This window comes from Streptomyces lusitanus (assembly GCF_042647945.1).
GTDB classification, from domain to species: Bacteria; Actinomycetota; Actinomycetes; order Streptomycetales; family Streptomycetaceae; genus Streptomyces; species Streptomyces pseudogriseolus.
The window spans coordinates 229,718-242,756 of sequence record NZ_JBHRWL010000015.1; the positions used below are offsets into that span (position 1 = coordinate 229,718).

Consider the following 13,039-nt stretch of genomic DNA (forward strand, 5'->3'; position numbering starts at 1 on the left):
GATGCGTGCAGCAGTGATGTACGGAGCCGATGACGTCCGCGTCGAGGACCGGCCCGACCCGAAGATCGTCCATCCCACTGACGCCGTGGTCCGCGTCGTCGCCTCTTGCGTGTGCGGCAGTGACCTGTGGCCCTACGCCTCAATGCCCGCCACCGGCACCGGCCGTCCCATGGGCCACGAGTTCCTCGGCATCGTCGAGGACACCGGCGCGGACGTGACCGGCCTGAAGACCGGTGACCTGGTCGTCGCCCCGTTCACCTACAGCGACAACACCTGCGACTACTGCATCAAGGGCCTGCACATCTCGTGCCGCAACGGCGGCCGGTACGGCTTCGACGGCGTGGACGGCGGGCAGGGCGAAGCCGTCCGCGTCCCGTACGCGGACGGCACCCTGGTGAAGCTGCCGGTGGCCGCCGACTCCGCGCTGCTGCCGTCGCTGCTGGCGCTCTCGGACGTGATGACCACCGGCCACCACGGCGCCGTCACCGCCGGCGTCGGCCGCGGGGATGCGGTACTGGTCGTCGGGGACGGCGCGGTCGGCCTGTGCGCGGTGATCGCCGCCAAGCGGCTCGGCGCCGAGCGGATCGTACTCGCCGGCCGCCACGAGGCCCGCACCGGTCTGGGCCGCGAGTTCGGCGCCACGGACGTGGTCGCCGAGCGCGGCGAGGAGGGCATCACCCGGATCCGCGAGCTGACCGGCGGCGTGGACAAGGTCATCGAGGCCGTCGGCACCCGCCAGGCCCTCGACACCGCACTGGGCTCGGTCCTGGACGGCGGCACCATCAGCCGCCTGGGCGTCCCCCAGTACGAGCAGGGCCCGATCGGCCCGGCCGAGTTCATGCGCAACATCACCCTGACCGGCGGCGCCAGCCCCGCCCGCGCCTACATCCCGGAACTGCTGCCCGACGTCCTGGACAGCACCATCACCCCAGGCCGTGTCTTCGACCAGGAATTCACCCTCGGCCGGACGCCGGACGCCTACCGGGCCATGGCCGACCGCCAGGTCCTCAAGGCCCTCATCCGCCCCTGACCACCCGCCGCGCACAGTGAAGGACATCCCGCTCATGCAGACCGTCACCCTCAACAACGGCGTCGAGATGCCGCTCCTCGGCTTCGGCGTCTACCAGATCCCCGCCGAGGACACCGAGCGCGCCGTCTCCGCGGCCCTGACCGCCGGCTACCGGCTGCTGGACACCGCCGCCGCCTATGGCAACGAAGAAGCCGTAGGCCGCGCCATCAAGTCCAGCGGCATCCCGCGCGAGGAGCTGTTCGTCACCACCAAGCTGTGGGTCCAGGACGCCCCCGCCCAGGACAACACCCGCCGCGCGTTCGAGACGTCCCTGACCAAGCTGGGCCTGGACCACCTCGACCTGTACCTGATGCACCAGCCCTTCGGCGACGTCTACGGCCAGTGGCGCGCCATGGAGGCCCTCAACCGCGAGGGCCTCGCGAAGGCGATCGGTGTCGCCAACTTCTATCCCGACCGGCTGATCGACCTGATCATCAACAACGAGATCGCCCCGCAGGTCAACCAGATCGAGACCCACCCCTTCTTCCAGCGCGCCGACTACCAGGACCTCATGCGCGAGCACGGGGTGCAGATCCAGTCCTGGGGCGGCTTCGCCGAAGGAAAGAACGACCTGTTCACCAACCCTCTGCTCGCCGAGATCGGCAAGGAGTACGGCAAGTCCGTCGCCCAGGTCGTCCTGCGCTGGCTCACCCAGCGCGGCGTCATCGCCATCCCCAAGTCCGTCCGCGCCGAGCGCATGGCCGAGAACATCGACGTCTTCGACTTCCAGCTCACCGACGAGCAGATGGCCCAGATCGCCACCCTCGACACCGGCAGCTCCCTGTTCTTCGACCACCACGACCCCGAGATGGTCACCTGGCTCGCCGGACGCCGTCTGGACAGCTGAACGCCTCGCCCACCGCCCTCGCCGGCCGCGTGTGCCCTCAAGCGAATGCCCGGGGCACCCGCCCGGCTTCCACGGTTTCACCGGGAGCCGCCCACCATGATCCTGCCGCAGCACCACGGCGCCCTGCCGGGCCGGCGCACCGTTCTGCGCGGCGCGCTGCTGACCGCAACCGCCGCTTTGAGCGCGACCCACCTCGCGGGCTGCTCACCGTCCTCACCGAGGTCCGGCACCCCCACCGCCTCTCAGCCCGCCACGACGAGCGGAAGCAACGTGAAACGAGTCCTGCTGGCCTACTTTTCCCGTCCGGGCGAGAACTACTACTACGGCGACCGCACCGACCTGAAGGTCGGCAACACCGAGGTGCTCGCCAACAAGATCGCCGACCGTATCGCCTGCGACACCTATCGCATCCAGGCCGCCGACCCCTACTCGCGCGACTACGACGCGACCGTGAAGCGCAACGTCCGCGAGCAGGACACCGATGCCCGCCCGGCCATCGAGGGCCGCCTGCCCTCCCTCGACGGCTACGACATCATCCTCCTGGCCAGCCCCATCTGGAACGTCCGAGCACCCATGATCATGACGACGTTCACCGAAGCCCTCGACTTCCGCGGCAAGACCGTCCACCCGGTCACCACCTACGCCATGAGCGGCCTGGGCACCACCGAACGCGACTACGCCGCCTCCTGCCCCGCCGCAACCATCGCCGAGGGCCTCGCGGTACGCGGTGAAAAGGTCAAGGACGGCGACACCGAAGTCGAGGCATGGCTGCGACGCATCGGGCTGCCCACCCGGTGACGGTTCCTGCCGGGTACGTCACGGCTGCTCGCCGTCCTCGTCACCGTCCTCGGACGCATCCGGGTCGCGGAGGGGGCGCAGGCCCTGGCCGGGGCCGCTGGCCTTGATGTGAACAGGTAGCGGCCCAGGAAGTTGATGTGCCGGTCCTTGAGCGGGGAGAGGCGGGCGACGTCCTCGTCTTTGATGCCGTGGCCCTCGGCGCGGAGCTGGGCGACGGCGGCGTCCAGGTAGCGGGTGTTCCACAGGACGACGGCGTTGAGGACCAGGCCGAGGGCGGCGAGCTGGTCCTCCTGTCCCTCGCGGTACGCCTGGCGGATCTGGCCGCGGCCGCCGTGGCAGATCGCGCGGGCCAGGCGGTGGCGGGACTCCTGCACGGTCAGCTGCCGGTTCATCAGCCGGCGGTAGGTGTCGTCGACCGGGTCGACCAGCGCGAGCAGGTGCATGGTCTTGTCGATCCGGCCGTACTCGGCGAACGCGGCGCCGAGCGGGGTCGGGTGGCCCTCGCGGCCGAACATCCGCAGCAGGTCGTAGGCCCGGACCTGGTTGGTGATGAGCGACCCGGCGACGCGGAGCATGTCCGGCCAGTGCGTGGCGACCCGCTTGAGATTCACCTTGTTGCAGGCGACAGCCTCCAGCGGCCCGTACCCGGCGGCCGGCGCCTGGCCGTCGGGCAGGTCGGCCCGCCAGAACCTCTGGTCCGAGAGATCGCGGAAGCGCGGGGCGAAGCGGAAGCCGAGCATCTTGTACAGGCCGAAGGCCATGTCGGAGTACGAGGCATTGTCGGTCGCGACCATCTCCGGCTTCACCCCGCCGTCGAGGTTCAGCAGCGTGTCCAGCGTGTAGAGGCTGTCGCGCGGGGCGCCCCGTACGACCATCGCGCCGATCCCCGCGACCTGGTCATTGAAGGCTTTGAGCCAGGTCAGTGAGGGCAGCGTTCGCCGCGGCGATGGTGTCGGCGCGCAGGTAGTTCTGGTCGACGTGTGACAGCCGCGAGCGGGTCAGTGCCTTGTTCTCCGGGTCGATGACCGGGGTCAGGCCGATGTTGCAGCTCTCCGCCACCAGCAGCGCGACCAGGGAGACGAGCAGGCCCTCCATGCGGGTGCGCCGCTCGGAGACGTGCCCGAAGGCGTCGAGGAACGAAGTCCAGGAGTGGACCTCGAACAGCAGGTCCGGCAGGTCGATCCTCGGGAGCATCGCCTTCGTGGTGGCCTTGAGCCAGGTCAGCGACTCCGGCTCGCCCACCGCGCCGAGCTTGTCCACCGACAGGCGGGCGCGTCCGCCGCCCTCGGGGACGACGATCTCCACCTTCGCGTCGGCGCCGGCCTCCTCCAGGCGGTCGGCCATCTGCCGCCACGCCGCATCGAGCCCCCGGGTGAGCTGGGCCAGGTGCTCCTCGGCGTCCTCGGTCAGGGACAGGACCGCGAGCACGTCCGCGCGCATCGCCTCCCACCGCGGCCCGTCCAGCAGCCGGGCGCGCGGGTCCGCCCACCGGTTCGACGGGGAGGCGAACACATCGCGCCGGTTCAGGGCGCGGTGCAGCTGCTCCAGGACGCACACCACGTACGCGTCGCGGTCGACCGCGCCCTGCGGCAACTTGGCGTTGGAGAACACCGCGCGCTTCCACATCGCCGGCACCAGCTCGGCGTCGACCTCGCGGGGCAGTAGCGGCCGGTCCTTGACCCGGCGCCGGGAGAGCGCGGGCAGGCGCCGCACGGCCTTGAGGACGCGCCGCCCGGCCTGGGCCGCGCCCAGCGCGTCGGACTCGCCCAGCAGGGACAGGAACGGGCGCACGGTGTTGTAGCGCAGGGCCAGCTTCTCCCGCATCACCGCCTCCGCCGACCCGTCGTCCTCGGGCACCAGGGCCTCGACGGTCGCCACCGCCCCGGCCACCGCCATACGCGGCACGGCCTCCTCAACCGCCGCCCACAGCGCGGCGACGTCCAGGTCCGCCTCGTGCTCGGCGACCAGGTCCAGCTCCTCGGTAAGGATCTTCGACGCCTTCGCCAGGATCCGGGCCGTCTTCTCCAGCTGCGGCAGCATCGCCAGGCGCTCGCGGTCCGACGCCCGCCGGGCCGGGCTGATCAGCCGGTTCGCCATCAGCACCGCGAACAGGTCGAGCGCGTCGTCGACCGCCCGCGCCTCCAGCTGGCGCACCACCGCCGTCAGCAGCGCGGTCCGCCGCGGCTCCGGCGCCCGCTCAATCGTCTGCGCCTTGCTCAACTGCCCGTACCGGGCCAGCGCGGACAGCCGGTTCACCGGCACCCGCGACAGATTCACCCGCCCGCGCGCGAACGAGGAGATCTCCTCCACCCGCTCCATCGCGCGGACCATCGCCGTACCCGTCGACTTCACGCGCGGTGTGCGCAGCCGCTCCAGTTCCGAGATTCGTTTGCCCTCCGGCACCGCCAGCAGCCCGGCCAGCGCCGGCGCGAGCGCCGGATCGGCCCGGCACGCAGCACGGGCCACCGCCTCGACAGGCGCCGCTCGGCCGCCGTACGGGCCCGCCATGTGCTAGCCGACCATGATCGTTCTCACCGGGATTTCCTGTACGCCAACTACTCACACCCGTAGGCGGCGGGGCGGAGCCTGGGGCGTGGAAGGTCGCGGGGCCTCGGAAGCGGCGGCGAACCGGACCATCCACAAGGCGAGTACGCGCCGGGCGAGCCCTGAGGCACCCCCTGACACCCGCACCTCACCCCACCGGCACCCCGCCCTCCAGATACATCGCCCGGCCGCGCTCACGGGCCCGCAACGCGCGCCGCAGGCGTTCGTAACGGACCGGCGGCAGCAGGTCGGCCGCCTCCGCCTCGGAGGCGAAGCGCCAGGCGCGCAGTTCGGGGCCGGGCAGCAGCATCCGCCCGGCGTCCGCGGAGTCGAGGCGGCCGCCGTCGAACAGCAGCCGGAGTCCGCCGTAGGCAGGCGGCGCGGGCGGCTCCCAGTCGACGACCAGGAGGGCCGGCACGTCGTCGAGCCGTATGCCGGTCTCCTCCGCGACCTCCCGCATGCCGGCCCGCGCCGGGGCCTCACCGCGTTCCACGACCCCGCCGGGGAACTCCCAGCCGGCCTTGTAGGTCGGGTCGACGAGCAGCACCCGGTCCTGCTCGTCGAAGAGCAGCACCCCCGCGGCGACGGTCTCGGCGGTGGGCTCGGGCGTCTGCACGATGTCGCAGGCGGACACCTCCCCGCTGCCGACCGCCTCCGCGATGCGGCGGGCGGTGTCGCGCGGGGTGAGACAGCCGCTGTCGATCGGATAGGCGTCGGCGGTCAGCCAGGCGGCGAGGGCGGCCTTGTACGGCTCGATGTGGTCGTACGACCATTGCCGGACGCGTATCTCCCCGTCGGGGGAGTCCGCCGGAACCTCGCGGGCGGCTATGCGCTCGCGCAGGATCGTTTCCGCCGGGGCGAGGAGGACATGTTTCACCGGTATGCGCCGGGCGGCGAGCCCGCCGAAGATCTCGTCGCGGTACTCCTGGCGCAGCAGGGTCATGGGGACCACGAGGGTCCCGCCGAGCTCGGCGAGCATCGCGGCCGCCGTGTCGATCACGAGGCGTCGCCAGATCGGGAGGTCCTGGAAGTCGCCGACCTCGGCGAGGCGTTTGGGCGGGAGCAGCCGTTCCAGTGCTCCGCCGATGACTTCGGGGTCGAAGAGCGTGCTGTTCGGGATCAGCTCGATCAGTTCGTGCGCGGTGGTGGTCTTTCCCGCACCGAACGCGCCGTTGACCCAGACGATCACGTTTCCCCCTCTTCCGTTGGCCCCCTGTGGCTTGCCCGTTCCACCCTGCCACGGAAACCAGATCCGGCGGAGAACACGTGACGGCGGCGCCGGCGCCCCGTCGTGGAGGGGTGCCGACGCCGCCGTCGACGCTTCGAGGGGCCCGTCAGGCCGTGCCGTCCCGGTCGATGTCCAGCTCCAGCGTGTTGTTCTCGGCGACCGTGCGGTCGAGGGAGCTGAGCGTGTCCTCGACGTCGAGCGTGCCGAGGGCGGGGGTGTCGGTGAGCGCGTGCGACGGGGTGACGGCCGCGACGACGAAACCGGTGGCGAGGGAGGCGATGGCGAGCATGCTGCGCTTCTTCATGCCCGGCACAACGGCGAAACGCCGCGCGGGGTCACGCCCGGCTTCGGCCGGGTCCCCGGCGAGACTCGGCCCGTGCCTGACCGGGCTCGGACGCGTCCTCCGCAGACCGGCCGGCCCTTGGCCCGGCTCGGGCCGAATGCCGTCCCCGGGTCGGACGAGACCCTGGCCTCGCTCGCGTGACACCCGGCCGTCGCGTGACACCCGGCCGTACTGGACGTGCGCCGCCGGCCGAACACGCACCCGCGCCCGCCCGGATGCGGATGGAGCCACGGCCAGGCTCGCACGTGCCCTCGCCGGGGCTGGCGGTGACTCTGCCGAGGCGGATGGACGACTCGGCCGAGCCGGGGCTCGAAGGAGCCAGTGGACCAGGACGGTACGGGTCTCACCCCAGTCCCGGCCAAGGCTCCGGCCACACCTCGAACCAGCCCGCACGAATCGGACGAGTCCCGTGCTCGGGCCAGGACCAGCCCCGGCCGGGCTCGCTCACAGCCCCTGCACACACGACAGCCGGATCCGTCCGGCTGAACAGCGCCGCCGCCGGCAAAGCTCCGGCCCCACCCACACGAGGCCCGGCCGACTCGGACCAGCCCCCGACCCACTCGACCAAGTCACCCGCCCGGCTCGATCGAGTCACCGCCCCGCCAGAACGACTCCCCCGCCAGGCTCGGACGAGCCAAGGGCCGCAACGGGACGAGTCCCTGCCGAAGTCCGACAAGGCCGGCCAGCCCCCGCACCGGCCCGCCCGAACTCACACAGGTCCCAAGCCCCCGCTCGCATCAGTCCCGCGGCCGGGCTCCCGCGAACCCGGCCGCGCGCCTCACACCCCCGCCACCGCCGGGTCCGTCCGGCTGAACAGTGCCGCCGCGGCCGCACCCACCAGGCCCGCGTCGGTGCCCATCTGGGCCGGGACCACCGCGAGGCGTTGCACGAAGGACAGCGTGGCGTACTCGGTGAGCGCCTTCCGCAGCGGAGCAAAGAGCACCTCGCCCGCCTTGCCCACGCCGCCGCCGATCACCGCGATGTCGATCTCGACGAGCGTCGCGGTGGCCGCGATGCCCGCGGCGAGGGCCCTGGCCGCCCGTTCGAAGGAGGCCACGGCGACCGGGTCGCCGGCGCGGGCCGCGGCGGCGACCGCCGCGGCGGAGGTGTCGCCGTCCGGGCCGGGCCGCCAGCCGTTGTCCCGTGCCCGCCGGGCGATGTTGGGCCCGCTCGCGATCCGCTCCACGCAGCCGCGTGCCCCGCACGGGCACGGGTCGCCGTCGAGGTCCACGCTGATGTGGCCGATGTGCCCGGCGTTGCCGGTGGGTCCGGGGTGCAGGCGCCCGCCGAGCACCAGGCCGCCGCCGACGCCGGTGGAGACCACCATGCACAGCGCGTTGTCGTGGCCGCGGGCGGCGCCCTGCCAGTGTTCGGCGGCCGTGATGGCGACCCCGTCGCCGATCAGTTCGACGGGCAGGCCGCCGGCCGCGTCCCGTACCCCGGCGACCAGCGGGTAGTCGCGCCAGCCGGGGACGTTGACGGGGCTCACCGTGCCGGTGGAGGCGTCGACGGGCCCCGCGCTGCCGATGCCGACCGCGCCGGCGCGCTCCCACAGGGGGGACGCGGTGAGGTCGCCGATCACCGCCTCGACGGCCCCCATGACCGTGTCGCCGTCCTCCCGCGCGGGGGTCGGCCGCTGGGCCCGGGCCTGGATCCGGCCCTCACAGTCCACCAGCGCGCCGGCGATCTTGGTGCCGCCGATGTCGAGCGCAGCCACGAGGTCGGTGTGCATCAGAGTCGGATCTCCCCGTCAACCATCGGAAACAATCAAGGAACACGCTGGGAACGGCCATGCGCGACCAGGAGGCAACACATGCGCACGGGCAACGGCCCGGTCGAGCGGTCAGGTGCGGGCCGGAGTGTGCGTCGGACAGTGTCCCCCGAGGCTGACAACGTTGTCCAGGCTCTATGCTCGACGCCACATCCTCATACAAGCCCATGGGCTCACGCATCCCCGTGGCCGTGGCCGACAGGACAGGACACCGCATCGTGCCGGAGACGACCCGCCGCACCGACCGCTTCCCGGGGACCCGATACGGCAACCGTCCGACGATGAAGGACGTGGCCGCCCGCGCCGGAGTGGGCCTGAAGACGGTCTCCCGGGTGGTGAACGGCGAGCCGGGCGTGACGCCGGAGACCGAGCGGCGGGTGCAGGAGGCGATCGACGCGCTCGGCTTCCGCCGCAACGACAGCGCGCGGGTGCTGCGCAAGGGACGTACCGCCAGCATCGGCCTGGTCCTGGAGGACCTCGCGGACCCGTTCTACGGTCCGCTGAGCCGGGCCGTGGAAGAGGTGGCCCGGGCGCACGGCGCGCTGCTGATCAACGGGTCGAGCGCGGAGGACGCGGACCGCGAGCAGGAACTGGTGCTGGCGCTGTGCGCCCGCCGGGTGGACGGCCTGGTGGTGATCCCGGCCGGCGACGACCACCGCTATCTCGAGCCGGAACTCAAGGCCGGGGTCGCCACGGTGTTCGTGGACCGGCCCGCCGGGCACATCGACGCGGACGTGGTGGTGTCGGACAACTTCGGCGGCGCGCGCGACGGCGTGCGCCACCTGATCGCGCACGGGCACCGAAGGATCGGCTTCATCGGCGACATGCCCCGCATCCACACGGCGGCCGAGCGGCTGCGCGGCTACCGCACGGCCATGGAGGACGCGGGGATACCGGTGGCGGAAGGGTGGATGTCGCTGGGCGTCACGGACCCCGATCGGGTGCGGCGGGCGGCGCGGGAGATGCTCACCGGCCCCGAGCCGGTCACCGCGATCTTCACCGGCAACAACCGGGTGACGGTGACGGTGATCCGGGTGCTGGCCGAGCACGCCCGCCCGGTCGCGCTCGTCGGCTTCGACGACATCGAGCTGGCCGATCTGCTCCAGCCCGGCGTCACGGTCGTCGCGCAGGACGCCGCCGCCCTCGGCCGGACCGCCGCCGAGCGGCTGTTCCGCCAGCTCGACGGCACGCTGATCGCCCCGGAGCGCATCGAGCTGCCGACCCGGCTGATCACCCGGGGCTCGGGCGAGCTGCCCCCGGCGGACTGAGGCGGGCGGTGCCGGTGGAGGACCGTACGCTGCGGACGCTGGGACTGGACGTGGTGCCGCGTGAGCATCCGCTGGAGTATCCGGGCGCCTGGCCGCGGGAGTCGGGGCTGCTCGACGGGGACCGGCTGCTGCCGCTGGACCGGTGGGCGTTCGAGGACCGGGTGCCGGTGATCTCGATCGGCTCCAACGCCTGCCCCGGGCAGCTGCGCCACAAGCTGGCCGAGTCGGGGACCACCTCCCCGCTTCCCATGGTGCGGGCCCGGGTGGCGGGCGTCGGCATCGGCGTCTCGGCGCACGTGAGCCGCATGGGCTACGTCTCCAACTCCCCGGTGGCGACGCCGGGGCGGGTGAGCGAGCTGTTCGTGCTCTGGCTGGACGCGCGGCAGCTCACGGTGATCGACGCGAGCGAGGGCGTTCCGCTGCCGCGCGGCAACTTCCGCCGCGCCTGGCTGCCGGCGCCGGACGTCCGCGTCGAACTCCCCGACGGCAGCACGCTCCCGGGCGCCTACGCCTACGTCAATCGCCGTGGCGTCCTCCACGACGGCACCGGCGCCCCCCGCACCCACCCGGGCCAGCGCCCCCTGCTGACCGGCCTCCTGGCGACACTCCCCCGCCTGCGGGCCCTGTTCGGCACGACGCCGGAGGAGTTCACCTCCCGCGCCCGCGCGGACCGCGCGCTGTGCGAGAAGGGGACGCGGCTGTTCGCGGAGGAGGGGTTGGTGACGTCCGGGGGCCTGGAGCGGTACGTGACGTCCGCAGGGACCGGTTCCGCGGACGGGGCAGGGACGTAGCGCCCCCGCGCCGACAAAGCCGCGGGCGCCCGCTCCGCCCCAGCGCTACGCCGAGTTCGTCGCCGGCTCCGCCACGGCATGGTCCGGCTCGTGGCGCAGGAGGTCGCCCGGCTGGCACTCCAGCACCTCGCACAGCGCGGCGAGGGTGGTGAAGCGGACCGCCTTCGCCCGGCCGTTCTTCAGGACGGCCAGGTTCGCCGGGGTGATGCCCACACGTTCGGCGAGTTCCCCCACGGACATCTTGCGCCGGGCGAGCATCACGTCGATGTCGACGGCGATCGGCATCAGATCACCTCGGCCAGCTCGGCCCGCATCCGCGACGCCTCCAGTTCCCGTGCCACGGCCTGGGCCAGCAGCATCCGCAGGACGAGGACGACGAGCGCGATGCCCCCGATCGCCAGGCCGACCCCGCCCACCAGCAGCACCACGCCGGGCGCGACGGCCTCCCCCGGCGCCAGCAGCGCGCCGAGCGCGAAGACCAGCAGGGCCGCGGCGACGAACGCGCCGATGACGACGTGGACGTAGCGGAAGGCGGCGTAGGAGAAGACGGTGCCGCGCCGGGCCATGGTCACCAGCCGCCAGACGCAGATCAGCACGGTCTGGGCCGCCAGCACGGTGAGGACCACGATGACCAGGAGCGGGGTCCGCAGGTAGGCGTACTGCTCGTCCAGCCCGTCCAGGTCGCTCGCCAGCAGCGGCACCATCACCGTCTGCACCGCCAGGGAGCCCGCCAGCAGCACCGCGATCACCGCGCGCAGCGCGAGCACGGTCACGTGTCCCATCGCCTCTCCTTCACTCGAAGCACGATGGGAATCTATCGATTTTCGATAGGCAACGCAATCGCGCGGTGCGGGTGGCGTCCGCCCGTCACGGGGCCGAGACGGTCAGTCCCCCGCGCCGGGGCGAGGCGTACGCCTCGAGCCCGGCCCGTGTCAGCCCGCTCGCGCGGGACACCTCCGCGTCGTCCAGGGCTCCGCAGTCCAGGCCCCGCAGCAGGTACCCGGCGAGGGCCTTCGCGGTGGCGGGCTCGTCCATCACGTCGCCCTCGGTCCGCTCGGCGTACCGGGCGAGCCGGGCGGCGGCCTGTTCGAACCCCTCGCGGTAGAAGGCGAAGACGGCGGCGTAGCGGGTGGGCAGGTGACCGGGGTGCATGTCCCAGCCCTGGTAGTAGGCGCGGGCGAGGGCGCGGCGGACGAGGCCGTGGTGCAGCCGCCAGGCGGCGTGGACCTGCTCGGTGGGGCCGACCGGGAGGACGTTGGTGGAGCCGTCCGAGAGCCGCACCCCGGTGCCGGCGGCGGCGACCTGCATGACGGCCTTGGCGTGGTCGGCGGCGGGATGGTCGGCGGACTGGTGGGCGGCCGGGACGCCGAGACAGGCGCTGTAGTCGAAGGTGCCGTAGTGCAGTCCGGTGGCGCGGCCGTCGGCGGCCTGGATCATGCGGGCGACGGTGGCGGTGCCGTCGGCGGCCAGGATGGACTGGCTGGTCTCGATCTGGATCTCGAAGCCGATGCGTCCGGGTTCGAGCCCCCAGGTCTTCTCGAAGGCGCCGAGCAGCCGGGCCATGGCGGAGACCTGCTCGGCGTAGGTGACCTTGGGGAGGGTGAGGACGAGTCCGGCGGGCAGTCCGCCGGCCCGCATCAGGCCGGTGAGGAAGATGTCGAGGGTGCGGATGCCGCGGTCGCGTACGGCCGCCTCCATGCACTTCATACGGATGCCGGTCCAGGGCGCCGCTGTGGCCGCCGTTCCGTGCGCGGAGGCCTCGGCGACCAGGCGGGCGGCGCGGGCGGCGGTCTCGTCCTCCTCGGCGTCGGGGCGGTGGCCGTAGCCGTCCTCGAAGTCGATGCGCAGGTCCTCGACCGGTTCGCGCTCCAGCTTGGCGCGCACCCGGGCGTACACGTCCTCGGCGAGGGCGCCGTCGAGGCCGAGGACGGCGCCGAAGAACGCGGCGTCGGGGGCGTGTTCGTCCAGTGCGGCGAGGGCCTGGTCGCCCCAGTCCCGGACGGTGCCGGCGGTGAACCGGTCGCCGGGGACGTAGACGGTGTGGACGGGCTGCCGGGTCCCGGGATCGCCGGGGTACAGGCGTTCCAGCTCGGCGTCGACCGGTGCGAGGGAGGCGCCGATCTCCTCGGCGACGGCGCCCGCGACACTCGTCGGCACCCGCTCCTGCTGCCCCTGGCCCATGCCACCCTCCCGGACGTCCGCGACCCTGATCCCGCCGTCGCGTTACCGCGACACGCAGATTCAACAATATGTTGAAGGACGGTATCCGGCGGTCTCCGTGCCGGTCAACACCGTCCCCCGGGCAGGGCCGCCCCGCCACCGGACCCGGGCGGGCGCCCGGAAGACACGGCGAGGCCCCCGCGACCGGTGCGGTCGCGGG

Annotated in this window: 11 protein-coding genes and 1 pseudogene; 5 read left to right on the forward strand and 7 right to left on the reverse strand. The window is 72.9% G+C overall.

Going from position 1 to position 13,039, the window contains the following annotated elements; translation table 11 throughout:
* The first annotated feature begins 1 nt into the window (after position 1).
* The 3 genes from ACFOSY_RS21830 to ACFOSY_RS21840 all read left to right on the forward strand — a co-directional run bounded on the left by ACFOSY_RS21830 (position 2) and on the right by ACFOSY_RS21840 (position 2,714).
* On the forward strand, positions 2-1,030 hold the full coding sequence (locus tag ACFOSY_RS21830) for a zinc-binding dehydrogenase (protein WP_394309462.1): 1,029 nt from the start codon (positions 2-4) through the stop codon (positions 1,028-1,030).
* 34 nt (positions 1,031-1,064) lie between these two features.
* The gene (locus tag ACFOSY_RS21835; protein WP_394309464.1) at positions 1,065-1,916 is read left to right on the forward strand and encodes an aldo/keto reductase; all 852 of its coding nucleotides are present in this window, start codon (positions 1,065-1,067) and stop codon (positions 1,914-1,916) included.
* 96 nt (positions 1,917-2,012) lie between these two features.
* Positions 2,013-2,714 (forward strand): flavodoxin, encoded by a 702-nt coding sequence (locus ACFOSY_RS21840; RefSeq protein ID WP_394309466.1) that lies wholly within the window; start codon positions 2,013-2,015, stop codon positions 2,712-2,714.
* Between the two features lie 176 nt (positions 2,715-2,890).
* Here the strand turns inward: ACFOSY_RS21840 and ACFOSY_RS21845 are convergent.
* The 4 genes and pseudogenes from ACFOSY_RS21845 to ACFOSY_RS21860 all read right to left on the reverse strand — a co-directional run.
* Positions 2,891-5,222, reverse strand: a pseudogene (locus tag ACFOSY_RS21845) (Tn3 family transposase); the annotation flags it as partial.
* A 184-nt stretch (positions 5,223-5,406) separates the two neighbouring features.
* On the reverse strand, positions 5,407-6,447 hold the full coding sequence (locus ACFOSY_RS21850) for an NUDIX hydrolase (protein WP_394309467.1): 1,041 nt from the start codon (positions 6,445-6,447) through the stop codon (positions 5,407-5,409).
* Positions 6,448-6,592: 145 nt separating this feature from the next.
* A complete protein-coding gene (locus ACFOSY_RS21855) occupies positions 6,593-6,790 on the reverse strand; it encodes a hypothetical protein (RefSeq protein WP_394309469.1) in 198 nt (65 codons plus the stop codon).
* 817 nt (positions 6,791-7,607) lie between these two features.
* A complete protein-coding gene (locus tag ACFOSY_RS21860) occupies positions 7,608-8,561 on the reverse strand; it encodes an ROK family protein (protein ID WP_394309471.1) in 954 nt (317 codons plus the stop codon).
* 206 nt (positions 8,562-8,767) lie between these two features.
* On the opposite strand from ACFOSY_RS21860, the gene ACFOSY_RS21865 reads away from it, so the two are divergent.
* Positions 8,768-9,868, forward strand: coding sequence for a LacI family DNA-binding transcriptional regulator (locus ACFOSY_RS21865; protein ID WP_394309472.1), 1,101 nt, complete (start codon positions 8,768-8,770; stop codon positions 9,866-9,868).
* 8 nt (positions 9,869-9,876) lie between these two features.
* The gene (locus ACFOSY_RS21870) at positions 9,877-10,659 is read left to right on the forward strand and encodes a hypothetical protein (RefSeq protein ID WP_394309473.1); all 783 of its coding nucleotides are present in this window, start codon (positions 9,877-9,879) and stop codon (positions 10,657-10,659) included.
* A 45-nt stretch (positions 10,660-10,704) separates the two neighbouring features.
* Here ACFOSY_RS21870 and ACFOSY_RS21875 read toward each other — a convergent pair whose 3' ends face one another.
* The 3 genes from ACFOSY_RS21875 to ACFOSY_RS21885 form a co-directional block, all read right to left on the reverse strand.
* Positions 10,705-10,944, reverse strand: a complete 240-nt coding sequence (locus ACFOSY_RS21875) for a helix-turn-helix domain-containing protein (RefSeq protein WP_394309474.1) — start codon at positions 10,942-10,944, stop codon at positions 10,705-10,707.
* Positions 10,944-11,441, reverse strand: coding sequence for a DUF2975 domain-containing protein (locus ACFOSY_RS21880; protein WP_394309475.1), 498 nt, complete (start codon positions 11,439-11,441; stop codon positions 10,944-10,946). The genes ACFOSY_RS21875 and ACFOSY_RS21880 overlap by 1 nt, the downstream gene beginning before the upstream one ends.
* An 85-nt stretch (positions 11,442-11,526) precedes the next feature.
* Positions 11,527-12,840, reverse strand: a complete 1,314-nt coding sequence (locus tag ACFOSY_RS21885; RefSeq protein ID WP_394309476.1) for a DUF6986 family protein — start codon at positions 12,838-12,840, stop codon at positions 11,527-11,529.
* Between the last annotated feature and the right edge of the window lie 199 nt (positions 12,841-13,039).

What these genes read in the sequence shown, in the direction of transcription:
- ACFOSY_RS21830 (WP_394309462.1), top strand. Translation starts at nt 2, where the DNA reads ATGCGTGCAGCAGTGATGTACGGAGCCGATGACGTCCGCGTCGAGGAC.
- ACFOSY_RS21835 (WP_394309464.1), top strand. Translation starts at nt 1,065, where the DNA reads ATGCAGACCGTCACCCTCAACAACGGCGTCGAGATGCCGCTCCTCGGC.
- ACFOSY_RS21840 (WP_394309466.1), top strand. Translation starts at nt 2,013, where the DNA reads ATGATCCTGCCGCAGCACCACGGCGCCCTGCCGGGCCGGCGCACCGTT.
- ACFOSY_RS21855 (WP_394309469.1), bottom strand. Translation starts at nt 6,790, where the DNA reads ATGAAGAAGCGCAGCATGCTCGCCATCGCCTCCCTCGCCACCGGTTTC.
- ACFOSY_RS21860 (WP_394309471.1), bottom strand. Translation starts at nt 8,561, where the DNA reads ATGCACACCGACCTCGTGGCTGCGCTCGACATCGGCGGCACCAAGATC.
- ACFOSY_RS21865 (WP_394309472.1), top strand. Translation starts at nt 8,768, where the DNA reads ATGGGCTCACGCATCCCCGTGGCCGTGGCCGACAGGACAGGACACCGC.
- ACFOSY_RS21875 (WP_394309474.1), bottom strand. Translation starts at nt 10,944, where the DNA reads ATGCCGATCGCCGTCGACATCGACGTGATGCTCGCCCGGCGCAAGATG.
- ACFOSY_RS21880 (WP_394309475.1), bottom strand. Translation starts at nt 11,441, where the DNA reads ATGGGACACGTGACCGTGCTCGCGCTGCGCGCGGTGATCGCGGTGCTG.
- ACFOSY_RS21885 (WP_394309476.1), bottom strand. Translation starts at nt 12,840, where the DNA reads ATGGGCCAGGGGCAGCAGGAGCGGGTGCCGACGAGTGTCGCGGGCGCC.